At 60.8% G+C, this 23,723-nt stretch carries 21 protein-coding genes and 3 tRNA genes; 20 read left to right on the top strand and 4 right to left on the bottom strand.

Annotated elements, in window-relative coordinates:
- Positions 1-11: 11 nt before the first annotated feature.
- On the bottom strand, positions 12-905 hold the full coding sequence (asd, locus tag ACTJJ6_RS18025) for an archaetidylserine decarboxylase (protein ID WP_028127565.1): 894 nt from the start codon (positions 903-905) through the stop codon (positions 12-14).
- Positions 906-981: 76 nt separating this feature from the next.
- Positions 982-2,031 carry a small ribosomal subunit biogenesis GTPase RsgA gene (gene rsgA / locus ACTJJ6_RS18020; RefSeq protein WP_440802932.1) on the bottom strand — a complete coding sequence of 350 codons (1,050 nt, stop codon included), beginning with the start codon at positions 2,029-2,031 and terminating at the stop codon, positions 982-984.
- Between the two features lie 244 nt (positions 2,032-2,275).
- Between rsgA and orn the strand changes: the two genes are divergently transcribed.
- The 4 genes from orn to ACTJJ6_RS18000 all read left to right on the top strand — a co-directional run bounded on the left by orn (position 2,276) and on the right by ACTJJ6_RS18000 (position 3,361).
- Entirely contained in the window at positions 2,276-2,821 is a 546-nt protein-coding gene (gene orn / locus ACTJJ6_RS18015; protein ID WP_004929689.1) for an oligoribonuclease, read from the top strand.
- A gap of 192 nt (positions 2,822-3,013) precedes the next feature.
- Positions 3,014-3,089: transfer RNA gene (locus ACTJJ6_RS18010), tRNA-Gly, on the top strand.
- 66 nt (positions 3,090-3,155) lie between these two features.
- A tRNA-Gly gene (locus ACTJJ6_RS18005) sits at positions 3,156-3,231 on the top strand.
- Between the two features lie 54 nt (positions 3,232-3,285).
- A tRNA-Gly gene (locus tag ACTJJ6_RS18000) sits at positions 3,286-3,361 on the top strand.
- A 311-nt stretch (positions 3,362-3,672) separates the two neighbouring features.
- Here ACTJJ6_RS18000 and queG read toward each other — a convergent pair.
- Positions 3,673-4,812, bottom strand: a complete 1,140-nt coding sequence (gene queG / locus ACTJJ6_RS17995) for a tRNA epoxyqueuosine(34) reductase QueG (protein WP_016929367.1) — start codon at positions 4,810-4,812, stop codon at positions 3,673-3,675.
- Between queG and nnr the strand changes: the two genes are divergently transcribed.
- The 16 genes from nnr to ACTJJ6_RS17915 all read left to right on the top strand — a co-directional run bounded on the left by nnr (position 4,811) and on the right by ACTJJ6_RS17915 (position 23,436).
- Positions 4,811-6,325 (top strand): bifunctional ADP-dependent NAD(P)H-hydrate dehydratase/NAD(P)H-hydrate epimerase, encoded by a 1,515-nt coding sequence (gene nnr, locus ACTJJ6_RS17990; protein ID WP_110146627.1) that lies wholly within the window; start codon positions 4,811-4,813, stop codon positions 6,323-6,325. The genes queG and nnr overlap by 2 nt on opposite strands.
- Before the next feature lie 10 nt (positions 6,326-6,335).
- The gene (gene tsaE / locus ACTJJ6_RS17985; protein WP_025305017.1) at positions 6,336-6,806 is read left to right on the top strand and encodes a tRNA (adenosine(37)-N6)-threonylcarbamoyltransferase complex ATPase subunit type 1 TsaE; all 471 of its coding nucleotides are present in this window, start codon (positions 6,336-6,338) and stop codon (positions 6,804-6,806) included.
- A 7-nt stretch (positions 6,807-6,813) separates the two neighbouring features.
- A complete protein-coding gene (gene amiB, locus ACTJJ6_RS17980; protein ID WP_033638922.1) occupies positions 6,814-8,610 on the top strand; it encodes an N-acetylmuramoyl-L-alanine amidase AmiB in 1,797 nt (598 codons plus the stop codon).
- A 22-nt stretch (positions 8,611-8,632) separates the two neighbouring features.
- Positions 8,633-10,516, top strand: coding sequence for a DNA mismatch repair endonuclease MutL (gene mutL, locus ACTJJ6_RS17975; RefSeq protein ID WP_079449993.1), 1,884 nt, complete (start codon positions 8,633-8,635; stop codon positions 10,514-10,516).
- Positions 10,509-11,450: a tRNA (adenosine(37)-N6)-dimethylallyltransferase MiaA gene (gene miaA / locus ACTJJ6_RS17970; RefSeq protein WP_004933679.1), complete on the top strand. Its 942-nt coding sequence runs from the start codon at positions 10,509-10,511 to the stop codon at positions 11,448-11,450. The genes mutL and miaA overlap by 8 nt, the downstream gene beginning before the upstream one ends.
- 114 nt (positions 11,451-11,564) lie before the next feature.
- A complete protein-coding gene (hfq, locus tag ACTJJ6_RS17965) occupies positions 11,565-11,873 on the top strand; it encodes an RNA chaperone Hfq (RefSeq protein ID WP_004933678.1) in 309 nt (102 codons plus the stop codon).
- A gap of 98 nt (positions 11,874-11,971) precedes the next feature.
- The gene (hflX, locus tag ACTJJ6_RS17960) at positions 11,972-13,252 is read left to right on the top strand and encodes a ribosome rescue GTPase HflX (protein WP_004933675.1); all 1,281 of its coding nucleotides are present in this window, start codon (positions 11,972-11,974) and stop codon (positions 13,250-13,252) included.
- A gap of 68 nt (positions 13,253-13,320) precedes the next feature.
- Entirely contained in the window at positions 13,321-14,571 is a 1,251-nt protein-coding gene (gene hflK / locus ACTJJ6_RS17955) for an FtsH protease activity modulator HflK (protein WP_004933672.1), read from the top strand.
- 3 nt (positions 14,572-14,574) lie between these two features.
- Positions 14,575-15,579, top strand: a complete 1,005-nt coding sequence (hflC, locus tag ACTJJ6_RS17950; protein WP_004933669.1) for a protease modulator HflC — start codon at positions 14,575-14,577, stop codon at positions 15,577-15,579.
- A gap of 63 nt (positions 15,580-15,642) precedes the next feature.
- Positions 15,643-15,843 carry a DUF2065 domain-containing protein gene (locus ACTJJ6_RS17945; RefSeq protein WP_004933666.1) on the top strand — a complete coding sequence of 67 codons (201 nt, stop codon included), beginning with the start codon at positions 15,643-15,645 and terminating at the stop codon, positions 15,841-15,843.
- Between the two features lie 98 nt (positions 15,844-15,941).
- Positions 15,942-17,240 (top strand): adenylosuccinate synthase, encoded by a 1,299-nt coding sequence (locus ACTJJ6_RS17940; protein WP_004933663.1) that lies wholly within the window; start codon positions 15,942-15,944, stop codon positions 17,238-17,240.
- 233 nt (positions 17,241-17,473) lie between these two features.
- A complete protein-coding gene (nsrR, locus tag ACTJJ6_RS17935; RefSeq protein WP_004933660.1) occupies positions 17,474-17,899 on the top strand; it encodes a nitric oxide-sensing transcriptional repressor NsrR in 426 nt (141 codons plus the stop codon).
- A gap of 59 nt (positions 17,900-17,958) precedes the next feature.
- Positions 17,959-20,433, top strand: a complete 2,475-nt coding sequence (gene rnr / locus ACTJJ6_RS17930; RefSeq protein WP_033638918.1) for a ribonuclease R — start codon at positions 17,959-17,961, stop codon at positions 20,431-20,433.
- Between the two features lie 61 nt (positions 20,434-20,494).
- Positions 20,495-21,226 carry a 23S rRNA (guanosine(2251)-2'-O)-methyltransferase RlmB gene (gene rlmB / locus ACTJJ6_RS17925; RefSeq protein WP_004933653.1) on the top strand — a complete coding sequence of 244 codons (732 nt, stop codon included), beginning with the start codon at positions 20,495-20,497 and terminating at the stop codon, positions 21,224-21,226.
- 116 nt (positions 21,227-21,342) lie between these two features.
- A complete protein-coding gene (locus tag ACTJJ6_RS17920; RefSeq protein WP_016929355.1) occupies positions 21,343-22,971 on the top strand; it encodes an isovaleryl-CoA dehydrogenase in 1,629 nt (542 codons plus the stop codon).
- A 66-nt stretch (positions 22,972-23,037) separates the two neighbouring features.
- Positions 23,038-23,436: a DUF350 domain-containing protein gene (locus ACTJJ6_RS17915; protein ID WP_016929354.1), complete on the top strand. Its 399-nt coding sequence runs from the start codon at positions 23,038-23,040 to the stop codon at positions 23,434-23,436.
- On the opposite strand, the gene ACTJJ6_RS17910 is transcribed toward ACTJJ6_RS17915, so the two are convergent.
- Positions 23,433-23,708, bottom strand: a complete 276-nt coding sequence (locus tag ACTJJ6_RS17910; protein ID WP_028127568.1) for a DUF1471 domain-containing protein — start codon at positions 23,706-23,708, stop codon at positions 23,433-23,435. The genes ACTJJ6_RS17915 and ACTJJ6_RS17910 overlap by 4 nt on opposite strands.
- Between the last annotated feature and the right edge of the window lie 15 nt (positions 23,709-23,723).

The raw sequence follows: 23,723 nt of genomic DNA, 5'->3' as shown, positions 1-23,723 counted from the left end.
CGTCGATTCCTTTAGATCGGGGTCTGTGGTGTTTCAGCGGCGGCCGGGATTTCGGCGAAGGCTTCACCCATGCGGGTGACGGTGCCGTTATGCAGCTGCGGCGCGAACTGCACGCTGCCTGCGGTAAACAGGTTGATCACCGTGGAGCCGAGTTTGAAACGGCCCATCTCGGCGCCTTTTTCCAGCGCGATGGCGCCTTCTTCGCCGGCGGCCGGGTAGGTCCAGCGTTTGATGATGCCTTCGCGCGGCGGCGTGACGGTGCCGGCCCAGACGGTTTCGATACTGCCGACGATGGTGGCGCCGACCAGGATTTGCACCATCGGCCCGATGTCTGTGTCGAAGACGCAGATCACGCGCTCGTTGCGTGCGAACAGGTTAGGCACGTTGGCGGCGGTGAGCGGGTTGACCGAGAACAGATCGCCCGGCACATAGATCATTTCGCGCAGTACGCCGGCGCACGGCATGTGTACGCGGTGATAGTCGCGCGGCGCCAGGTAGGTGGTGGCGAACAGGCCGTTGCGGAACGGCTCGGCCAACAGGTAGTTGCCGGCCAGCAGCGCTTCCAGGCTGTAGTGGTGGCCTTTGGCCTGGAAGATTTGGTCCTCGCGGATCGGGCCGAGCTGGCTGATGGCGCCATCGGCGGGCAGCGCCAGCCAGTTGGCGTCGGCGATGATCGGGCGCGCGCCATCGCGCAGCGGGCGCACGAAGAAGTCGTTGAAGGTGGCGTAAGACGCCAGGTCCGGGTTTTGCGCTTCCTGCATGTCCACGCGGTAGTAGCGGGCGAAGGTTTTGACCACCAGTTGGGTCAGCCAGCCGGCACGTTTGTCGGCGCCCCAGCCCGCCAGGCGGGTCAGCGCCAGCTTAGGCAGCCAATATTGCAGTTTAATCTTGATGCTATCCAGCACGTTAACCTCGTGAATCAGGGTAAAGGGCGCGCATTGTAACGAGGGCTCCGCCGTCGTCAATACCCGCCCGTCAGTGTCAGTCTGCGGCGTCCGTGAAGTTCTTGCGAACCTTCACCTGCGCCATGCTTTCCAGAATGCGGTGGTAGTTGTCGAAACGCTCTTGCGCGATATCGCCTTTCTCCATCGCCGCGCGGATAGCGCAGCCGGGATCGGTATCGTGGCGGCAGTCGCGGAATTTGCAACCGCCTAAATAATCACGGAATTCGACAAAGCCGCGGGTAATTTGTTCCGGCTCCAGGTGCCACAGGCCAAACTCGCGCACTCCGGGGGAGTCGATCACGTCGCCGCCGTGCTGGAAGTGGTACAGCCGCGCGGCGGTGGTGGTATGTTGCCCGAGGCCCGAGACGTCGGAAACCTGATTTACCAGAATTTGCTCTTCAGACGGCGGCAGCAGCGCGTTCAGCAGGCTGGATTTGCCGACCCCCGACTGGCCGGCGAAGATGCTGATGCGCCCGGCCAGCGCCTGTTCGAACTCCGCCATGCCTTCCCGCGTTTGGCTGGAGACTTCCAGCATCCGGTAGCCAATCTTGCGATAGATATCCATCATGCCGTCGACCAGCTTGCGCGCTTCGGCGTCCAGCAGGTCAATTTTGTTGAGCACGATCAGCGGCTCGACTTCGAGCGTTTCGCAGGCCACCAGATAGCGGTCGATGATGTTCAGCGACAGCTCGGGCAGGATCGCCGACACGATGACGATCTGATTGATATTAGCGGCGATCGGCTTCACGCCGTCATAGAAGTCCGGGCGCGTCAGCACCGAGGTGCGCTCGTGCACCGCTTCCACGATGCCCTTCACCCCTTCATGGGTGCCCAGGCCGGGGCGCCACACCACGCGATCGCCGGTGACCAGCGAACGCAGCGTGCGGCGGATGTTGCAGCGGTGCTGAGTGCCATCCGGCGCCTCAACGTCGGCGTGCATGCCGAAACGGCTGATGACGACGCCTTCCTGCGGCTCGCCCAGTTGGGAATCATCCGGTTCCGGTTTGTTATCGGCGCGCTTCAAACGGCGCTGATGGTTCGCCTGCACGCGGCGTTGCTGACCTTTGGACAGTTTGTTCTTACTCACTGCGCCTCACTTGAATCGGTTTTATACCTTTACGTATACGCACAGCCGCGGCGGGGAGTTGCCCCCGGCGCAGCCTTGAACCCGTCAGGGTATATGTCGCCCAAGGCGACCAAAAAGACTATGATACACGCTATTTTATATTAAATAACCGTTGTTAGCCGCCGGCTGCGGCGCGTCGCCACCGGCGGCGCCCGTCGTCTTGTCCGCACAGCGTTTTTCTCTCGGCTTTTAGGCAGGAAACATCATGACAGGAAACGAAAATAACCTGATTTGGATCGATTTGGAGATGACCGGGCTGGATCCCGAGCGTGACCGCATTATCGAGATCGCCACGCTGGTCACCGACGCCAACCTGAACATCCTGGCGGAAGGGCCGGTGATCGCCGTGCACCAATCCGACGAGCAGCTGGCCTTGATGGACGAGTGGAACGTGCGCACCCATACCGGCAGCGGGCTGGTGGAGCGGGTGAAAGCCAGCCGCCAGGACGATCGCGCCGCCGAGCTGGAAACCATCGCCTTCCTGCAGCAATGGGTGCCGGCCGGCAAATCGCCGATTTGCGGCAACAGCGTGGGCCAGGATCGCCGTTTCCTGTTCCGCTATATGCCCGAGCTGGAGGCCTACTTCCATTACCGCTATCTGGACGTCAGCACGCTGAAGGAACTGGCGCGCCGTTGGAAGCCGGAAATTCTCGGCGGCTTTAAGAAGCAGGGCACCCATCAGGCGCTGGATGACATCCGTGAATCGGTGGCCGAACTGGCTTATTACCGCGAACATTTCATTCAGCTTTAAGGCGATGGCGGCCCCTGCGGGGAAAAAACGTCGTTTTTAGCCGCTTAATTCGCCAATCTGGCGCTTTAATCGGCAATCAAACAAAAATCGCGTTTTTTTGCTTTCAGGGGCTTGCGGCAAAAAGGATTTCTCGTATAATGCGCACCCCGTACCGATGAAGAATTTCGTAACGTTCCACCATCGATACGCCGGGCGGGAATAGCTCAGTTGGTAGAGCACGACCTTGCCAAGGTCGGGGTCGCGAGTTCGAGTCTCGTTTCCCGCTCCAAATTCAACAATGTCGCGATGCGGCATGATGAATAAATAAAGCAGTATCAAGCAGTACCTATGCGACGCGGGAATAGCTCAGTTGGTAGAGCGCAACCTTGCCAAGGTTGAGGTCGCGAGTTCGAGCCTCGTTTCCCGCTCCAAAAATTCAAAGGTCACGCCAGTGTTTGGTGACCGGATGCCAAAAGCATCTCTATGCGGGAATAGCTCAGTTGGTAGAGCACGACCTTGCCAAGGTCGGGGTCGCGAGTTCGAGTCTCGTTTCCCGCTCCAATTTTCTCTTCGTTTCAAACTCAAGTCCAACGCCTTATCCGGCGCGGATTTTTGTCCCGTTTTACACGCCTGCTAAAAATGTTGTGAACAGAGTTATCCACAGCCTCTGCACATAAACTCGCCTGCCTGAAAAATCAACGTCATACAAATTAAATATTTATCTATTTGATTTATATGCTTATTTATTTATCCCAAAACGTTATGCCGATCACTTGCTCTTTTTGTTGCAGTTGAAAGACAACGTGTTTTTATTTTTATGCACAAATCCACAGAGTGAGTCTTCCGGCGATAAGCCCGCGCGGCGCACGCCGTCAGGCGTCCCTCGGCAAACCTTTTTCCACAGCCCGTATCAGCCGTTTTTTCTGTGCCGTCTGCACCTCGATGCCCTGCGCTTCGCGGCGGGCGAGCTGTTGCGCCAGCGCCCAGTGGATATGTTCGTCCAGCATGCTGTCCTGGCCCAAACGCGTGCGCAGCGCGAGCACGACGCCGTCCTCATAAGGCGCATTGCCCAGCGCCACGGCGATATTGCGCAGCCAGCGCAGGTGGCCGATGCGGCGTATCGCCGAGCCTTCGGTGATGCGCAGGAATTTTTCTTCTGTCCAGTTGAACAGATCGATCAGCTGCGGCGCATGCAGCGCGGCGCGCGGGCTGAAATCGTCTTCGTCGGTGAGCTGCGAAAAGCGATTCCACGGGCAGATCAGCTGGCAGTCGTCGCAGCCGTAGATGCGGTTGCCGAGCAGCGGGCGGAATTCTTCCGGGATCGCGCCTTCCAGCTCGATGGTCAGGTAGGAGATGCAGCGCCGGGCGTCGACGGTATAGGGGGCGACGATGGCGCCGGTCGGGCAAGTGGTGATGCAGGCGACGCAGCGGCCGCACTGTTCTTCCTGCGGCTGATCCACCGGCAGCGGCAGATCGATCAGCAATTCGCCGAGGAAAAACCACGATCCGGCTTCGCGGTTGAGAATTAGTGAGTGTTTACCAACCCATCCGATGCCCGCCTTGGCGGCCAGCGCGCGCTCCATCACCGGCGCAGAATCGACAAAGGGGCGGAAATTCAACTCGCCGCAGTATTCCTGGATCTGATCGCCCAGTTTTTTCAGGCGCTGGCGCAACAGCTTGTGATAGTCACGCCCCAGCGCGTAGCGGCTGACGTAGCCCAACTGCGAATCTTGCAAGGTGCTGGCGAACGCCGCCTTGGCCGGCAGGTAGTTCATGCGTACGCTGATCACTCGCAGCGTGCCCGGCAACAGTTCGTGAGGGCGTGCGCGCAACATGCCGTGGCGCGCCATCCATTCCATCTCGCCGTGGTACTGCTTGTCGAGCCAGGCCTGCAGCTTCGGCTCTTCAAGGCTCAGATCGGTATCGCAGATGCCAACCTGCTGGAATCCTAGCGATTGCCCCCATTGCTTGATATGTTGGGCGAGTTGATGAAGATCGAGGGGGTGCGTCATGACGGGCCACAGTGAAAAAGCATACGCTGACAGTTTACCACACTCTGTCTGGCCTGCGGATTGGATCCGTCGCTCGGAACCCGCGGCGGCGGCCTCGCTCGGTATTTCTCTTTACGATTTGATGCAGCGCGCCGGTCAGGCGGCCTACGCGCTGGCGCGCAACGCGTACCCTTCCCGCGACCACTGGCTGGTGCTGTGTGGCCACGGCAACAACGGTGGCGACGGTTATGTGGTGGCGCGTCTGGCGAAGGCGGCGGGCGTGCAGGTGACGCTGATCGCCTGCGAAGGCGCACGTCCTTTGCCACCGGAAGCCGCAGCGGCTCGCGAGGCCTGGCAAGCAGCAGGCGGCGACATTCTGCCGGCGAACAGCCGCTGGCCGGCGTCTGTTTCGCTCATCATCGACGGCCTGCTGGGCACTGGTCTGGGCAGCGCGCCGCGTGCGCCTTACGACGCGCTGATCGAGGCCGCCAACCGCCATTCGGCGCCGGTGGTGGCGCTCGATATTCCGTCCGGCCTGCTGGCGGAAAGCGGCGCGGCGCCAGGCGCGGTGGTGCGTGCCGCCCACACCGTCACGTTCATCGGCCTCAAACCGGGGTTGCTGACCGGCCAGGCGCGTGACTGGGTCGGGCAACTTCATCAGAATGCGCTAGGCTTATCGGGTTGGTTGGCGAAGCAACCGGAGCAGATTCAGCGGCTTACCGCCGAGGTGTTGCCGCGCTGGCTGCATCCGCGCCGTCCTTGCGCTCATAAGGGCGAGCATGGCCGCCTGCTGTTGGTGGGCGGCGATAGCGGTTTCGGTGGCGCCATTCGCATGGCGGCGGAGGCGGCGCTGCGCAGCGGGGCTGGATTGGTGCGAGTGCTTACTCACATTGATCATGTTACGCCGCTGCTGACGGCCAGGCCGGAGCTGATGGCGCAGGCGCTGGACGAGGCGACGCTGCGGCAGGCGATGCAATGGGCGGATGTGCTGGTGATTGGCCCGGGGCTGGGCCAGGCTGAGTGGGGCAAAAACGCCTTGAGCGTGCTGCAAACCAGCGATAAACCAGCCTTGTGGGACGCCGATGCGCTGAACTTGCTGGCATTAAATCCCGAGAAACGGCAGAATCGCGTGATGACTCCGCATCCTGGAGAGGCGGCGCGGCTGTTGAGCTGCAGCACTGCTGACATCGAGAGTGATCGCTTACTTGCCGTGCGCAAGCTGACGGCGCGCTACGGCGGCGTGGCGGTGCTGAAAGGCGCCGGTACGCTGATCGCCGATGAGCAGGGGCAGATGGCGATCGCCGACGTCGGCAACGCCGGCATGGCCTCCGGCGGCATGGGCGATGTGCTGTCGGGCATCATCGGCGGTTTGCTGGCGCAAAAGCTCCCGCTGTATGATGCCGCCTGTGCGGGCTGCGTCGTGCATGGCGCGGCCGGCGATCGCGTAGCGGAAAGACAAGGAACAAGAGGCATGTTGGCGACCGATTTACTGCCGGACATCCTTCATTTCGTTAATCCTGAGTGGGCAAAATAGACTTTATCGAATGAAAGAACTCGTTTTACCTCTGCCGGACGAGGCAGCGACTGTCGCTTTGGGCACCACTTTGGCCAAGGCCTGCGATCGCGCCAGCGTCATCTATCTCTACGGCGACCTGGGCGCCGGTAAAACCACCTTCAGCCGTGGCTTCCTGCAGGCGTTGGGGCATCAGGGCAACGTCAAAAGCCCGACTTATACGCTGGTAGAGCCCTATGCCTTGCAGCCGTTGGCGGTGTATCACTTCGATCTGTATCGCTTGGCCGATCCGGAAGAGCTTGAATTCATGGGCATTCGCGATTACTTCGCGCAAGACGCCATCTGCCTGGTCGAATGGCCGCAGCAGGGCACCGGCGTGCTGCCGGAGCCGGATCTGGCGCTGCACCTCAGCTATCAGGGCGAGGGGCGAGAGGCGAAGATTGAGGCGATTTCCGCATACGGCAGCCAGTTGTTAGACCGCATTCATGGATCACAGGGATGATGCTGCAATGACGCAGGTGTTGAAAAAATTTGCGGTCATCATGCTGATCGCCGTGCTGGGGCCGCTCGGCGCGTTGAACGCGCTGGCGGCGTCCTCGCTGTCCGATATCAAAGTGTCGAACGCCCAACGCGAAGCGACGGTGTCGGTGAGCTTCAATGGTCCGCCGGACTATGCGTTTTTCCCGCTGCACGGCCCGGAGCGGGTGGTGCTGGACGTTAATCAGAAGGGCAAGGTCGGCGGTCTTCCGCTCAATTTCAGCGGGCAAAACCTGGTGAAAAGCATTCGCTCCAGCGCGCCGAAAGACGCTCAGAGCGTGCGCCTGGTGTTTGATCTGACCCAGCGCGCCAAAACCCGCGTTTCCACTCGCCAGAACGGCGGCGTGCATACCGTGGTGTTCACCATTTCGGCCGAAGGCGGCGCCAATATCGTGGCGCGTAAAGCGCCGGTGCAAACGCCTCCGCCGGTCGCCGTCAGTCAACCGCCGCGTCAGGCGCCGGTCGCGGTGCGTGAAGCGCCGGAGCCGCCGCTGCGCAAAGCGCCGACGGGATCGAATCCCTTTACCCAAAAACAGACCGTGGTCGCAGGCACCGCCACTGAGGTCACGCCGCGCAGCAGCCGCGTTTCCGCCGGTTCCGGCGATCGGGTGGTGGTGGCGATCGACGCCGGCCACGGCGGCCAGGATCCGGGGGCCATCGGCCCGAGCGGGTTGAAAGAAAAGAATGTCACCATCGCCATCGCGCGTCGCCTGCAGGCGATGCTGGACGCCGACCCGCAGTTCAAACCGGTGCTGACGCGTAACGGTGATTATTTCATCTCGGTGATGGGGCGTTCCGACGTTGCGCGTAAACAGGGCGCCAACGTGCTGGTCTCCATCCATGCGGACGCCGCGCCAAACCGCAGCGCCAGCGGCGCTTCCGTTTGGGTGCTGTCCAACCGCCGCGCCAACAGCGAAATGGCCGGTTGGCTCGAACAGCATGAGAAGCAGTCTGAGCTGCTCGGCGGCGCCGGCGATTTGCTGGCCAATAGCCAGGCCGACCCTTATCTGAGCCAGGCGGTGCTGGATCTGCAGTTCGGTCACTCGCAGCGCGTCGGGTACGACGTGGCGGTGAAAGTGCTGCAGCAGCTGCAGAGCGTCGGATCGTTGCATAAACGCCGGCCGGAACACGCCAGCCTGGGCGTGCTGCGTTCGCCGGATATTCCATCGCTGCTGGTGGAAACCGGATTTATCAGTAATAGCACGGAGGAGCGGCTGCTGGGCAGTAGCGCGTATCAGGAGAAGATTGCCAAGGCCATTCATAACGGCCTGCGCAGCTACTTCTTGGCGCATCCGCTGCAAGCCGACCCAAAGGTGGAAAACCGACCGCTGGACGTCGCAGCGGCGGTTAACACCTCAACACCAGACGTGCGTCAGCCGGAGCCTATCGTCAGCCCGGCCGGCGCGAGCCGCAGCGTTAGCGGCAAGACCCAGATCCACGTGGTGAAACGGGCGGAGACGCTGTCCGGCATCGCCGACAGCTACGGCACCACCATGGCGGCGCTGCGGGATCTGAACAAACTGAAGAAAGATGGCGTGTGGGTCGGGCAACGCCTGAAGGTGCCGGCGGGGAAAACCGCCGCTGTCACCGCCGTCGCCAAAGCGAAAACGCCGGCGAAAAGGCCGTCTAAACATAAAGTGGCCCGCGGAGATACGCTGTCCTCCATCGCTTCCCGCTACGGGGTCAGCGTCGGCGATCTGAAACGGGTCAATAATCTGAAGTCGGACGTCGCGCCGCTGGATCGGACGCTGACCATTCCGCAGGCCTAGCGCCACCGCTACAGGAGTCAGCATGCCTATCCAGGTGTTACCGCCACAGCTCGCCAACCAGATCGCCGCCGGAGAGGTGGTTGAGCGCCCCGCGTCGGTCGTCAAAGAGCTGGTGGAAAACAGCCTGGACGCCGGGGCGACGCGCATCGATATCGATATCGAACGCGGCGGCGCCAAGCTGATCCGCATTCGCGACAACGGTTGCGGCATCGGCAAGGACGATCTGGCGCTGGCGCTGGCGCGGCACGCCACCAGTAAAATCAGCACGCTCGACGACCTGGAGGCGATCGTCAGCCTCGGCTTTCGCGGCGAAGCGCTGGCCAGCATCAGTTCGGTGTCCCGTTTGACTCTGACGTCGCGCACCGCCGACCAGAGCGAAGCGTGGCAAGCCTATGCCGAAGGGCGCGAGCAGGCGGTGACGGTCAAACCCGCTGCGCACCCGGTCGGCAGCACGCTGGAAGTGCTGGATCTGTTTTACAACACCCCGGCGCGCCGCAAGTTCATGCGCACCGAGAAAACCGAATTCGGCCATATCGATGAAGTGGTGCGGCGCATCGCGCTGGCGCGCTTCGATGTGGCGATCAACCTCAGCCACAACGGCAAACTGATCCGCCAATACCGGGCGGCGAAGGAAGAAAGCCAGCACGAGCGCCGTTTGGGCAGCATCTGCGGCCCGGCGTTTTTGCAGCATGCGCTGAACATCGACTGGCAGCACGGCGATCTGAGCATCCGCGGTTGGGTGGCGGATCCGGCCGGGGCGCGCCAGCTGGGTGAAATGCAGTATTGTTACGTCAACTGCCGCATGATGCGCGATCGTTTGATCAATCACGCCATTCGTCAGGCCTATCAGGATCAGTTGAAGGACGATCAGCAGCCCGCTTACGTGCTGTATCTGGAGGTCGATCCGCACCAGGTGGACGTCAACGTGCATCCCGCCAAGCACGAGGTGCGTTTCCATCAGGCGCGGCTGGTGCACGATTTTATCTACCAGGCGGTGACCACCGTGCTGCAACAGGCCGGTCAGACACCGTCGCTGCCGCTGGCGGAAATGCCGGCCGAAGCGCCCGCGCCGGTCTGGCAGCAGGAAAACCGCGTCGCCGCCGGCGGTAACCATTTTTCTCAGCCTGCGCCGCGCCGTGAAACGCCGCCACCGGCCGGCACCGCCCGCGAGCGGCCGCCGCAGCCGAGCTGGCAAGCGGCGGGCGGTTATCAGAAACGCGAAGGCGAGCTGTACGGTAAACTGATGCAGCCCGCCGCCGAGCCGCCGGCCGAGGCCGCGCCGGAAGTCTCGATCAAGCCGCCGCTGTTCCCGCCGGCGAAAGCCGCAGCAGAAACGCCGTTGGCGGGCGGCCAGCACAGTTTTGGCCGGGTGTTGATGATCCATCCGCCGTGTTATGCGTTGATTGAACAGCGCCAGCAGCCGGCGTTGCTCAATCTTACGGTGGCCGAGCGCTGGCTGCGTCAGGCGCAGCTCAACCCGCCGACGGAAGGGCTGCGGCCGCAGCCGCTGCTGATCCCAGTCAAGCTGACGTTGGAAAAGAGCGAAGCGGCAGCCATCGCGCGGCATCAGGCGCTGCTGACGATGATGGGGCTGGATCTGCAGGCGGATCACGGCCGTGTGACGCTGCGCGCAGTGCCTTTACCATTACGCCAACAAAATTTACAAAAACTGATACCCGAACTGTTAGGCTATCTGGCCGAACATCAGGAGATGTCGCCCGCGGTGCTGGCCACCTGGCTCGCTCGCCGTCTTGGCAGCGAACATGAACAGTGGAACACCTCGCAAGCGATACAATTGCTGACCGACGTTGAACGACTTTGCCCGCAGCTGGTCAAATCGCCACCGAGCGGACTTTTACAACCCGTTGATTTACAGGCCGCACTGGCGGCCCTCAAGCATGACTGACACTGAAATGACACCACGTCCCCCGGCTATTTTCATCATGGGGCCGACCGCCTCGGGCAAGACCGCGCTGGCGATCGCGCTGCGCGAACGCCTGCCGGTGGAACTGATCAGCGTCGATTCCGCGCTGATTTACCGCGGCATGGATATCGGCACCGCCAAGCCGAGCGCCGAAGAATTGGCGCAGGCGCCGCATCGGCTGATCGATATTCGCGATCCCGCCGAAGCTTACTCGGCCGCGGAGTTCCGCGCCGATGCGCTGAAAGAGATGGCCGACATCACCGCCGCCGGCCGCATTCCGCTGTTGGTGGGCGGCACCATGTTGTATTTCAAGGCATTGCTGGAAGGATTGTCGCCGTTGCCGTCCGCCGATCCCGCGGTGCGCGAGCGCATCGAACGGCAAGCGGCGGAGCAGGGCTGGGAGGCGTTGCACCGTCAGTTACAGGCGATCGATCCGGTCGCGGCATTGAGAATTCATCCGAATGATCCGCAGAGACTGTCCAGAGCACTGGAAGTTTTTTTTATTTCGGGTAAAACTTTAACGGAACTGACTAAAATTTCGGGTGAATCGTTGCCGTATCAAGTTCACCAATTTGCGATAGCGCCGACCAGCCGTGAGTTGATCCATCAACGCATCGAGCTGCGGTACCATCAAATGTTGGCGGCGGGTTTTGAGACGGAAGCGCGTGCACTTTTCGCACGGGGTGATTTGCATACGGACTTGCCCTCCATTCGCTGTGTCGGTTACCGCCAGATGTGGTCATACTTGTCTGGTGAAATTAGTTACGATGAGATGGTTTATCGTGGTATTTGCGCAACACGTCAGTTGGCTAAACGCCAAATGACCTGGTTACGGGGTTGGGAGTCGGTCCATTGGTTGGACAGTGAAAAGCCGGGAGAGGCTTTGGACTCGGTGACACAGGTTGTTAGTGCATAGGTTGGGTGATTGTGTACAATTGCTGAGTATTCAGCGCGCAAATTTTTTACGTCGTTTATTTTAGAGCCGACAGGTTCTTAGTTACAAACAACAAGCAAATAAGGAAAAGATAGAATGGCTAAGGGGCAATCTTTGCAAGATCCGTTCCTGAACGCATTGCGTCGTGAACGTGTTCCGGTTTCTATTTATTTGGTGAATGGTATTAAGCTGCAAGGCCAGATTGAGTCTTTTGACCAGTTTGTCATCCTGTTGAAGAACACGGTTAGCCAGATGGTGTACAAGCACGCTATCTCTACCGTTGTCCCGTCACGTCCGGTTTCGCATCACAGCAACAACCCGAGCGGCGGTTCAAGCAACTATCACCATGGCAACAATCCGTCTGCGCAGCAACAGCCGCAGCAGGAAAGCGATGACGCTGAATAAAGCGCGTTGCAAGTCAACCATGACGGGGAGCATAAGCAGCCGCGGGCTGTTTATGTCCCCCAAACTCACGGTGAGTGTCCGTTTGAGAGGTTGCACGCTTGTTTGACCGTTATGAAGCCGGTGAGCAGGCCGTACTGGTTCATATCTATTTCTCGCAAGACAAAGATACGGAAGACCTCAACGAGTTCGAATCGCTGGTCTCCTCAGCCGGTGTCGAAGCTTTGCAAGTGGTGACTGGTAGCCGCAAAGCCCCGCATCCGAAGTACTTTGTCGGCGAAGGAAAGGCCGAAGAAATTGCAGATGCGGTGAAAGCCAGCGGCGCGTCTGTTGTCCTGTTTGATCATTCCCTTTCCCCGGCGCAGGAAAGAAACCTCGAGCGCCTGTGCGAATGCCGGGTGATCGATCGCACCGGGCTGATTTTAGACATCTTCGCCCAGCGTGCCCGCACCCATGAAGGTAAGCTGCAGGTGGAGCTGGCGCAGTTGCGTCACATCGCCACGCGTCTGGTACGCGGCTGGACGCACCTGGAGCGGCAAAAAGGGGGGATTGGCCTGCGCGGGCCGGGGGAAACCCAGCTTGAGACCGACCGTCGCCTGTTGCGCGATCGCATCAGCTTGATTCTGCGCCGCCTGGAGCGGGTAGAAAAGCAGCGTGAACAAGGCCGACGCGCGCGGACCCGTGCCGATGTGCCGACCGTATCGCTGGTGGGCTACACCAACGCCGGCAAATCCACCCTGTTTAACCGAATAACGTCTGCCGAGGTGTATGCGGCGGACCAGCTATTTGCCACCCTGGATCCTACGTTGCGGCGCATTGACGTGCCGGACGTGGGGGATACCGTGTTGGCGGATACCGTAGGCTTCATCCGGCACCTGCCGCACGATCTGGTGGCCGCCTTCAAGGCGACGCTGCAGGAAACGCGCCAGGCATCTCTGCTGCTGCACGTCATCGATGCCGCAGATCCGCGCGTCGATGAGAACATCGAAGCGGTGAACACCGTGCTGGCGGAGATAGACTCGGATGAAATTCCTACACTGTTAGTGATGAACAAAATAGATATGCTGGACGATTTTGTGCCGCGTATCGACCGCAACGACGAAAACCTGCCGATCCGGGTGTGGCTGTCCGCCGCCAGCGGAGAGGGTATTCCGTTGCTGTATCAGGCGTTGACGGAGCGCTTATCGGGGGAGATCGCGCATTACGAATTGCGCTTACCGCCACGGGCAGGCCGTCTTCGCAGCCGTTTTTACCAGCTTCAGGCGATTGAAAAAGAGTGGAACGAAGAAGACGGCAGCATTGGCGTGGTGGTGCGAATGCCGATCGTCGAATGGCGTCGTCTCTGCAAGCAAGAACAGGACCTGATTGACTTTATCGTATGATCATATCCTGTTACATTTATGCTTCGCGAAAGCCTGAAGTACCCAATCACAGAATATGGAGCTAAAACATGGCGTGGAATCAGCCCGGTAATAACGGACAGGACCGCGACCCGTGGGGGAGCAGCAATAATAATGGCGGCAACTCTGGCGGTAACAACAAAGGCGGTCGTGATCAAGGGCCACCTGATTTGGACGATATCTTCCGCAAACTGAGCAAGAAATTGAGCGGTTTCGGCGGGGGCAAAGGCTCCAACAGCAATAGCGGCGGCACCGGCACCTCTGGCCCGGGCTTCAGCGGCCGCATTATCGGCATCGCGGCGGTCGCCGTGGTGGTGATCTGGGCCGCCAGCGGCTTCTACACCATCAAGGAAGCCGAGCGCGGCGTCGTGACGCGTTTCGGCAAGTTCAGCCATCTGGTGCAGCCGGGCCTGAACTGGAAGCCGACCTTCATCGACGACGTGCGTCCGGTGAACGTGGAATCCGTGCGCGAATTGGCGGCGTCCGGCGTGATGCTGACCTCCGATGAAAACGTGGTGCGCGTGGAAATGAACGTGCAGTACCGCGTGACCAACCCGGAAGCGTACCTGTTCAGCGTCGTCAATGCCGACGACAGCCTGAGCCAGGCGACCGACAGCGCCCTGCGCGGCGTGATCGGCAAGTACTCGATGGATCGCATCCTGACCGAAGGCCGTACCGTGGTGCGTAACGATACGCAGCGCATGCTGGAAGAGACCATCCGTCCTTACAACATGGGCATCACGCTGCTGGACGTCAACTTCCAGGCGGCGCGTCCGCCGGAAGAGGTGAAGGCGTCGTTCGACGATGCGATCGCCGCGCGTGAGAACGAGCAGCAATACATCCGTGAAGCGGAAGCTTACGCCAACGAAGTTCAGCCGCGTGCGAACGGCCAGGCGCAGCGTCTGCTGGAAGACTCCAAGGCTTATAAGGACCGCACCGTCCTGGAAGCTCAGGGTGAGGTGGCGCGCTTTGCCAAGCTGTTGCCGGAATACAAGTCCGCACCGCAGATCACCCGCGAGCGTCTGTATATCGAAACCATGGAAAAAGTGCTGGGCCATACCCGTAAGGTGTTGGTGAGCGATAAAGGCAACAACCTGATGGTGCTGCCGCTGGATCAGATGCTGCGCGGCCAAGGCGCGGCGGCGGAGAGCGGCAACAAGGATACCAGCCTGATTCGCCTCAATCCGAATCCTGCGCCGGCTGCCAACAGCAGCACTCCGCGCACCAGCGGCGGATCGGTTATGGATCAGCGCCGGGCGAATGCGCAGCGTGACGACACCACTCGCGTAGGGAGAGAGTAATCAATGCGTAAGTCTTTTGTAGTTATTGTCCTCGCGGTGCTGGTGGTGCTGTACGCTTCGCTGTTCGTGGTGCAGGAAGGCCAGCGCGGCATCGTGTTGCGCTTCGGCAAGGTTCTGCGCGACGGCGAAAACAAGCCGCTGGTGTATGCGCCGGGTCTGCACCTCAAGATCCCGTTCATTGAGACCGTGAAGAACCTGGATGCGCGCATCCAGACCATGGACAACCAGGCCGATCGCTTCGTGACCAGCGAGAAGAAAGACCTGATCGTCGACTCCTATCTGAAGTGGCGCATCAGCGACTTCAGCCGTTACTACCTGGCGACCGGGGGCGGCGACGTCTCCCAGGCCGAAGTGCTGCTGAAACGCAAGTTCAGCGACCGTCTGCGTTCCGAAATTGGCCGTCTGGACGTGAAAGACATCGTGACCGACTCGCGCGGCAAGCTGATGTCTGACGTGCGTGACGCGCTGAACACCGGCACCGTGGGTGACGGCGAAGAGGTGGCGACCACCGAAGCCGATGACGCTATCGCCTCTGCGGCGGCGCGCGTTGAGCGGGAAACCACCGGCAAACAGCCGCAGGTGAACCCGAACAGCATGGCGGCGTTGGGCATCGAAGTGATCGACGTGCGTATCAAGCAGATCAACCTGCCGGCCGAAGTGTCCGACGCCATCTACCAGCGTATGCGCGCCGAGCGTGAAGCGGTAGCCCGTCGTCTGCGCTCGCAGGGCCAGGAAGAAGCCGAGAAGCTGCGCGCCAGCGCGGATTACGAAGTGACCCGTACCCTGGCGGAAGCCGAGCGTCAGGCGCGTATCACCCGCGGTGAAGGCGATGCCGAAGCGGCCAAGCTGTTCGCCAACGCGTTCAGCCAGGATCCGGATTTCTATGCCTTTATCCGCAGCCTGCGCGCCTATGAAGCCAGCTTCAAGGACAACCAGGACGTGCTGGTACTGAGCCCGGACAGCGATTTCTTCCGCTACATGAAGTCGCCTGATACCCTGCGCAAATAAGCGCGGCAGGCAATCTGATCGAGGGCCCGTATACGCGGGCCCTTTCTTGTTTTTGGGGGATGCATGAACTCAACGATTTGGCTGGCGCTCGGGCTGGTTCTGGTGCTGGAAGGATTGGGGCCGATGCTGTTTCCGCAGGCCTGGCGCAAAATGATTGTGGCGATGTCGCAGCTGCCGGACGCGACGCTGCGGCGATTTGGCGGTGGAATAGTGGTTGCGGGCTGCGTGATCTACTACATGTTGAGCGGCCGCACGGGTCTTTAAAGTCTAGCCCAAAATTTATGCAATCGTATGCTAAAAGTGCTGAAAATCGAAAATTACGGTGGTAGAATCCATTTTTAAGCAATCGGTGATTTTGAAAAATGGGTAAGAACGTCGTCGTACTGGGCACCCAATGGGGTGACGAAGGTAAAGGCAAGGTTGTAGACCTGCTGACTGAACGGGCTCAATATGTTGTGCGCTACCAAGGTGGCCATAACGCTGGCCACACTCTGGTAATCAACGGTGAAAAAACCGTCCTTCATTTAATTCCTTCAGGTATTCTGCGTGAAAACGTCACCAGCATCATCGGCAACGGTGTTGTTCTGGCGCCGGACGCGTTGATGAAAGAAATGGGTGAACTCGAAGCGCGTGGCATCCCGGTACGCGAACGTCTGTTACTCTCTGAAGCTTGCCCGTTGATCCTGCCTTACCACGTTGCGTTGGATAACGCGCGTGAGAAAGCGCGCGGCGCGAAAGCGATCGGCACCACCGGTCGCGGCATCGGCCCGGCTTACGAAGATAAAGTGGCTCGTCGCGGCCTGCGCGTCGGCGACCTGTTCAACAAAGAAACCTTCGCCGTTAAGCTGAAAGAGATCGTCGATTACCACAACTTCCAGCTGGTCAACTACTACAAAGTTGACGCCGTCGATTATCAGGCGACGCTGGACTACGTGCTGTCTATCGCCGACATCCTGACCGCCATGGTGGTTGACGTTTCCGAACTGCTGGACGGCGCGCGCAAGCGTGGCGACCTGATCATGTTCGAGGGCGCTCAGGGTACCCTGCTGGATATCGACCACGGTACTTATCCGTACGTGACCTCTTCCAACACCACCGCCGGCGGCGTGGCTACCGGTTCCGGCATCGGCCCGCGTTATGTGGATTACGTGCTGGGCATCGTGAAAGCCTATTCCACTCGCGTGGGTGCAGGTCCGTTCCCAACTGAACTGTTCGATGAAACCGGCGAATACCTGTGCAAGCAGGGTAACGAGTTCGGTGCCACCACCGGCCGTCGTCGTCGTACCGGTTGGCTGGACGCGGTAGCGGTGCGCCGCGCCGTGCAGATCAACTCCCTGTCCGGCTTCTGCCTGACCAAACTGGACGTCCTGGACGGCCTGAAAGAAGTGAAGATCTGCGTGGGCTACCGCATGCCGGACGGCCGCGAAGTGGACACCACTCCGCTGGCGGCTGAAGGCTGGGAAGGCATTGAGCCTATCTACGAAACCATGCCGGGCTGGAGCGAAACCACCTTTGGCGTGAAAGAGCACAGCAAGCTGCCTCAGGCTGCGCTGAACTACATCAAGCGCATCGAAGAAGTGACCGGCGTACCGGTAGACATCATCTCTACCGGCCCGGATCGCAGCGAAACCATGATCCTGCGCGACCCGTTCGACGCATAATCAGGCTTTGCGGCATTAAACAAACCGGGCGCGTCCCGGTTTGTTTTTATCCTGACTCCCTCCGATTGCGGTTTCACGTCAAAAAATCCTTTCATAAACCCGCCTTAGGGCGCGGGATTCGCTAAATAATTAGCGACGAACTCTCCGGCTGGTTTATTATCCAATGAGTAATCTTTTGAATAGCGCCGAAAAGCGGCGTATCAGACGGGTAAAGTGATACCCAGAGGTAAGATGTGCAGTTAACAAGTTTTACTGATTATGGCCTGCGGGCGTTGATCTACATGGCCTCGTTGCCGCAGGACAAGATGACCAGCATCTCGGAAGTGACTGAGGTTTATGGCGTGTCTCGCAACCATATGGTGAAGATCATCAATCAGTTGAGCCGGGTAGGTTTTGTCACGGCGGTGCGCGGCAAGCATGGCGGCATACGTTTGGGCAAACCGGCCGAGAGCATTCGCCTCGGTGACGTGGTGCGGGCGCTGGAGCCGCTCGCGCTGGTTAACTGCAGCAGTGAGTTTTGCCACATTACCCCTGCCTGCCGCTTGAAGCAGGTGCTCCACCAGGGCGTACAGAATTTCCTTGAAGAGCTGGATAAGCATACGTTGGCCGACATGGTCGAAGACAATCCGCCGCTCTACAAGCTATTGCTTGTCGAATAAAACGACGTTGAGAAGACAAGGCTCAACGTCATCCTGCTGATGACAACGGAGGAACCGCAATGTCACAAGATCCATTCCTGGAACGAGAAGCAGAAAAATACGAATCCCCTATCCCCAGCCGTGAATATATCCTGGCCCATTTGGCGAAAAGAGAAACGCCGGCCAGCCGCGAAGAACTGGGCAACGAATTGGGCCTCAGCGGCGAAGAACAGCTGGAAGCGCTGCGCCGCCGCCTGCGCGCCATGGAGCGCGATGGCCAGTTAGTGTTTACCCGCCGCCAGTGCTACGCGCTGCCGGAACGTTTGGATCTGCTGCGCGGCACGGTGATCGGCCACCGCGACGGCTACGGCTTCCTGCGCGTTGAAGGCAGCAAAGACGATCTGTACCTGTCTGCCGAACAGATGAAAATGGCGATCCACGGTGACGTGGTGCTGGCGCAGGCCTTGGGCGCGGATCGCAAAGGGCGCCGCGAAGCGCGCATCGTGCGCGTGCTGGTGCCGAAAACCAGCCAGATTGTCGGCCGCTTCTTCATGGACGCCGGTACCGGCTTCGTGGTGCCGGACGACAGCCGTCTGAGCTTCGATATTCTGATCCCGGCGGACAGCGTCAGCGGCGCGCGCATGGGCTTTATGGTGGTAGTGGAGCTGACTCAGCGCCCGACCCGCCGCACCAAGGCGGTCGGCAAGATCGTCGAGATCCTCGGCGACAAGATGGGCACCAGCATGGCGGTGGACATCGCGCTGCGCACCCATGAGATCCCGCATACCTGGCCGCCGCAGGTGGAAAAACAGGTAGCCGATCTCAGCGAGCAGGTGCCGGAAGCGGCCAAGAAGGGCCGCGTCGATCTGCGCAAGCTGCCGTTGGTCACCATCGACGGTGAAGACGCGCGCGACTTCGATGACGCCGTGTACTGCGAGAAAAAACGCGGCGGCGGCTGGCGCCTGTGGGTGGCGATCGCCGACGTCAGTTACTACGTGCGCCCGCGCACCGCGCTGGACGATGAAGCGCGCAGCCGCGGCAACTCGGTGTACTTCCCGTCGCAGGTGATCCCGATGCTGCCGGAAGTGCTGTCCAACGGGCTGTGCTCCCTGAACCCGCAGGTCGATCGTCTGTGCATGGTGTGCGAAATGACCATCTCCGCCCAGGGGCGCCTGTCGACGGCCAAGTTCTACGAGGCGGTAATGAGCTCTCACGCCCGCCTGACCTACAACAAGGTGTGGCACATTCTGCAGGGCGATCAGGAGCTGCGCGAGCATTACCATCCGCTGGTCAAGCACCTGGAAGAGCTGCACGCCATGTACAAGGTGCTGGATAAGGCGCGCGCCGAGCGCGGCGGCATCGCGTTCGAAACCGAAGAAGCCAAATTCATCTTCAACGCCGAGCGTCGCATCGAGCGCGTGGAGCCGACGGTGCGCAATGACGCCCACAAGCTGATCGAAGAGTGCATGATCATGGCCAACGTGGCGGCCGCGCGCTTCGTCGAGAAACGCAACGAGCCGGCGCTTTACCGCGTGCACGATCGTCCGAGCGACGACCACATCTCCGCGCTGCGCAGCGTGCTGAGCGAGCTGGGGCTGACGTTGGGCGGCGGCAACAAGCCGCAGCCGAAGGACTATGCGGTGCTGATGGATGAAGTGTCCGAGCGCCCTGACCACGAAATGCTGCAAACCATGTTGCTGCGTTCGATGAAACAGGCGATTTACGATCCGGAAAACCGCGGCCACTTCGGCCTGGCGCTGGCGTCTTATGGCCACTTCACCTCGCCGATCCGCCGTTATCCGGATCTGGCGCTGCACCGCGCGATCAAATATCAGTTGGCCAAAGAACACGGCGAGCAGAAAGAGCGCTGGACGCCGACCGGCGGCTGGCACAGCGAATTCGAAGAGATGCTGCAGCTGGGCGAACACTGCTCGATGACCGAGCGCCGCGCGGACGAAGCGACGCGCAACGTCGCCGACTGGCTGAAGTGCGACTTCATGCAGGATCACGTCGGTGAAGTGTTCAGCGGCATCATCTCCAGCGTGACCGGCTTCGGCTTCTTCGTGCGCCTGAACGATCTGTTCATCGACGGGCTGGTGCACGTATCAACGCTGGATAATGATTACTATCGCTACGATAATATCGGCCAGCGCCTGATCGGAGAATCTTCCGGCACGGTCTATCGCCTGGGGGATACGGTGGAGATCCGCGTGGACGCGGTACACATGGACGAGCGCAAGATCGATTTCGCACTGGTATCCAGCACCCGCAAAGCGCGCGGTGAAGGCAAAACCGAACGCGATCGCGCCAAGAAGGGCGGCCAGCGCACGCTGCGCGACAACGGTAGCGCGGGGCGCGGCAAGCGCCGCGGCGGCAAACCGCCGGCCAACTTCGAGCCGGACAGCGCCTTCCGCAAGCAGGATGACGCCAAGCCCGCGGACAACGTGAAGAAGGCGAAGAAGAAAGCCAAGAAAGCGTCCGACAAAACGCGGAAAATCGCGGCGGCGACCAAAGCCAAGCGCGCAGCCAAGAAGAAAGGTGCCGAGCAGGCCTAACCTGCCGCACATCGTTATCATCGGCCGGTTATCGCCGGCCGCACGAATTTAAAAGAGCATCATGAGCGAAATTATTTACGGCATCCATGCCGTCAAAGCCCTGTTAGAGCGCGACCCGCAACGCTTCCTGGAAGTGTTTATTCTGAAAGGCCGCGAAGATCGCCGTCTGCAACCGCTGATCGCCGAGCTGGAAGCGACCGGCATCGTGATCCAGGTGGCGAACCGTCAATGGCTGGATGACAAGGTTGAAGGCGCGGTGCACCAGGGGATCATCGCCCGGGTGCGCGAAGGGCGCCAGTATCAGGAGAACGATCTGCCGGGCCTGCTGGAAAGCGTGGAGACGCCGTTCCTGCTGGTGCTGGACGGCGTGACCGACCCGCACAACCTCGGCGCCTGCCTGCGCAGCGCCGACGCGGCCGGCGTGCACGCGGTGATCGTGCCCCGTGACCGTTCCGCCCAGTTGAACGCCACCGCCAAGAAAGTGGCCTGCGGCGCCGCCGAAAACGTGCCGTTGATCCGCGTGACCAACCTGGCGCGCACGCTGCGTCTGCTGCAAGAGATGAACGTCTGGGTGGTGGGCACCGCCGGCGAAGCCGATCATACGCTGTATCAAAGCAAAATGACCGGCCCGATGGCGCTGGTGATGGGCGCGGAAGGCGAAGGCATGCGTCGCCTGACCCGCGAACACTGCGACGAACTGATCAGCATCCCGATGGCCGGCACCGTCTCTTCGCTGAACGTGTCGGTCGCCACCGGCATCTGCCTGTTCGAAGCGGTGCGTCAGCGCGGCTGATTCTCCTGACGGGGGCGCTCTGCCCCCGTTAATTCCCTCTCTTGTGATCCCGCCTGCGGCAGAAATCTCTGCGCCGACCATACTTATCCCTGACGCTTTTTTCAGGGAGCACTCTCATGGTCTGGACTACGCACACCGTTTTTAACCAACCCAAGCCGCTGGGCAACAGCAACCTGTTTCTCTCCGATACGCCGCTGCGCGAAGCGTTGCAGCGCGAGCAAGGCGGTTGGGACGCCGAGGTATTGGCTTCGCTGGGCCAGCAGCTCGGCACGCAAGAGTCGCTGGAGCTGGGGCGCCTGGCCAACGCCAACCCGCCGGAGCTGCTGCGCTATGACGCCACCGGCCAGCGGTTGGACGACGTTCGCTTTCACCCTGCCTGGCATATTCTGATGCAGGGGCTGATCGCCAATCGGGTGCACAACCTGCCCTGGCAGGAGGATGCGCGCATCGGTTCCTTCGTGGCGCGCGCCGCGCGCTTTATGCTGCATGCGCAGGTCGAGGCCGGCACGCTGTGCCCGGTGACCATGACCTTCGGCGCCACGCCGCTGTTGCTGCAGGCGTTACCGGCGGAATTCCGTTCCTGGCTGACCCCGTTGCTGTCGGATCGTTATGACGCTCACCTGCTGCCTGGCGGGCAAAAGCGCGGTCTGCTGATCGGCATGGGTATGACAGAGAAGCAGGGCGGCTCCGATGTCTTGAGCAATACCACCACCGCCGCGCCGCTCGGCGCGCGTGGGCCGGGCGAAGCCTACCGGCTGGTGGGGCACAAGTGGTTCTTCTCGGTGCCGCAGAGCGATGCGCACCTGGTACTGGCGCAGGCCGAAGGCGGGCTGTCCTGCTTCTTCCTGCCGCGCATTTTGCCGGACGGCAGCCGCAACGCCATTCGCCTGGAGCGGCTGAAAGACAAACTGGGCAACCGCTCCAACGCCAGCAGCGAGGTGGAGTTTCAGGACGCCGCGGCCTGGCTGCTGGGCGATGAGGGCGACGGCGTGCGGCATATCCTGAAAATGGGCGGCCTGACCCGTTTCGACTGCTCGCTGGGCAGCCACGGCCTGATGCGCCGCGGGCTGTCGGTGGCGCTGTATCATGCGCTGCAGCGGCAGGCATTCGGTAAGCTGTTGATCGAACAACCGCTGATGCGTCAGGTTCTGGCGCGCATGGCGCTGCGGCTGGAAGGGCATACCGCGTTGCTGTTCCGGCTGGCTCGCGCCTGGGAAAGCCGCAGCAATGAGGGCGAGCTGATCTACAGCCGCCTGCTGACCCCGGCGGCCAAATACAGCATCTGCCGCCAGGGCATGCCGTTCATCGCCGAGGCGATGGAGGTGCTGGGCGGCATCGGTTACTGTGAGGAGAGCGAACTGCCGCGCCTGTATCGCGAGATGCCGGTGAACAGCATCTGGGAAGGTTCCGGCAACATCATGTGCCTGGACGTGTTGCGCAGTCTGCATAAACTGCCGGGCGCGCTCGAGATGTTGCAGTTCGAGCTGCAGCCGGTGCGCGGCCAGAATCGGTTGTTCGATCGCGCCTGGCGGCAGTGGCAGCAGCGCGCCCGGCAACCGAGTGAGGAGATGGGGCGGCTGCTCACTCAACAGCTGTTCGACCTGTGCTGCGCCGCACAGCTGCTGCAGCACGCCAGCCCGCAGATCGCCGATGCCTGGTGTCATCTGACGCTGGATCATCGCGGCGAGAGCCTGCTGTCGGCCGAGGTGTGCGAACTGCTGCTGAACCGCGCCATCGGCGGTTAGGGAAAAGGGTGGCGCGCGGCGGCGAAAACCTTTTTAATTCAGCCTCACTCTGACAGGAAAATGCACATGGATATTCTCAGCGCGTTGGCGGCGTTCGCCTCTTACTTCTTCAGCGGTTTCGCCATGATTTTGGTGTTTCTGTTCGTCTATACTCGCATCACCCCGCACGACGAATGGGCGTTGATCAAGGCTGATAATCAATCCGCCGCCTTTGCTTTTATCGGCGCCTGCCTGGGGTATGTGATCCCGCTGGCCAGCGCGGCGATCAACTCGATCAGCCTGCTGGATTACCTGCTGTGGGGCGTAGTGGCGCTGGTGGTGCAACTGCTGCTGTTCGCTGCCGTGAAGATCTACATGCCGCGCATCAGCGAAAAGATCGAAGCGAATCACCTGGCCGCCGGGATTTTCCTGGGGGGCGTCTCCGTTAGCGGCGGCGTGTTGAATGCGGCTTGCATGAGCTACTAAAGGTATAAGATGGCGGAGGCGCGCCAGCCAAGCGGGTGCGCCTGCTCTTCCATCCGCAGGATGCGGTAATAGCTGGCGCCGTGTTGGTCGGCGGTGCGGGCGATGGCCAGTTCTGCTTCCTGCGGCGAGCCGGGCAGATCGCTGAAGGTGATCTCGGCGATTTCACTGAGCGGCGTCACGCGATCGGCGGGCGCCAGCTCGGCGGACTGTGCGCCGGTGCTGAGCAATCCCATGGAAAGCAGGAGGGAGGTGAGTGCGGTGGAGCGTTTCATGGCGTTCCCCTTCGT

The organism is Serratia sp. 22278 (assembly GCF_052045405.1).
GTDB classification, from domain to species: Bacteria; Pseudomonadota; Gammaproteobacteria; order Enterobacterales; family Enterobacteriaceae; genus Serratia; species Serratia marcescens.
This window is presented reverse-complemented; position numbering and strand designations above follow the sequence as displayed.

Excerpts from the sequence above, each read along its gene's own strand:
- ACTJJ6_RS17945 (WP_004933666.1), top strand. The coding sequence starts at position 15,643 with ATGAACTCAACGATTTGGCTGGCGCTCGGGCTGGTTCTGGTGCTGGAA.
- ACTJJ6_RS17910 (WP_028127568.1), bottom strand. The coding sequence starts at position 23,708 with ATGAAACGCTCCACCGCACTCACCTCCCTCCTGCTTTCCATGGGATTG.
- ACTJJ6_RS17920 (WP_016929355.1), top strand. The coding sequence starts at position 21,343 with ATGGTCTGGACTACGCACACCGTTTTTAACCAACCCAAGCCGCTGGGC.
- tsaE (WP_025305017.1), top strand. The coding sequence starts at position 6,336 with ATGAAAGAACTCGTTTTACCTCTGCCGGACGAGGCAGCGACTGTCGCT.
- hfq (WP_004933678.1), top strand. The coding sequence starts at position 11,565 with ATGGCTAAGGGGCAATCTTTGCAAGATCCGTTCCTGAACGCATTGCGT.
- amiB (WP_033638922.1), top strand. The coding sequence starts at position 6,814 with ATGACGCAGGTGTTGAAAAAATTTGCGGTCATCATGCTGATCGCCGTG.
- rnr (WP_033638918.1), top strand. The coding sequence starts at position 17,959 with ATGTCACAAGATCCATTCCTGGAACGAGAAGCAGAAAAATACGAATCC.
- orn (WP_004929689.1), top strand. The coding sequence starts at position 2,276 with ATGACAGGAAACGAAAATAACCTGATTTGGATCGATTTGGAGATGACC.
- hflK (WP_004933672.1), top strand. The coding sequence starts at position 13,321 with ATGGCGTGGAATCAGCCCGGTAATAACGGACAGGACCGCGACCCGTGG.
- mutL (WP_079449993.1), top strand. The coding sequence starts at position 8,633 with ATGCCTATCCAGGTGTTACCGCCACAGCTCGCCAACCAGATCGCCGCC.
- nnr (WP_110146627.1), top strand. The coding sequence starts at position 4,811 with ATGACGGGCCACAGTGAAAAAGCATACGCTGACAGTTTACCACACTCT.
- hflC (WP_004933669.1), top strand. The coding sequence starts at position 14,575 with ATGCGTAAGTCTTTTGTAGTTATTGTCCTCGCGGTGCTGGTGGTGCTG.
- ACTJJ6_RS17940 (WP_004933663.1), top strand. The coding sequence starts at position 15,942 with ATGGGTAAGAACGTCGTCGTACTGGGCACCCAATGGGGTGACGAAGGT.
- ACTJJ6_RS17915 (WP_016929354.1), top strand. The coding sequence starts at position 23,038 with ATGGATATTCTCAGCGCGTTGGCGGCGTTCGCCTCTTACTTCTTCAGC.
- queG (WP_016929367.1), bottom strand. The coding sequence starts at position 4,812 with ATGACGCACCCCCTCGATCTTCATCAACTCGCCCAACATATCAAGCAA.
- rlmB (WP_004933653.1), top strand. The coding sequence starts at position 20,495 with ATGAGCGAAATTATTTACGGCATCCATGCCGTCAAAGCCCTGTTAGAG.
- miaA (WP_004933679.1), top strand. The coding sequence starts at position 10,509 with ATGACTGACACTGAAATGACACCACGTCCCCCGGCTATTTTCATCATG.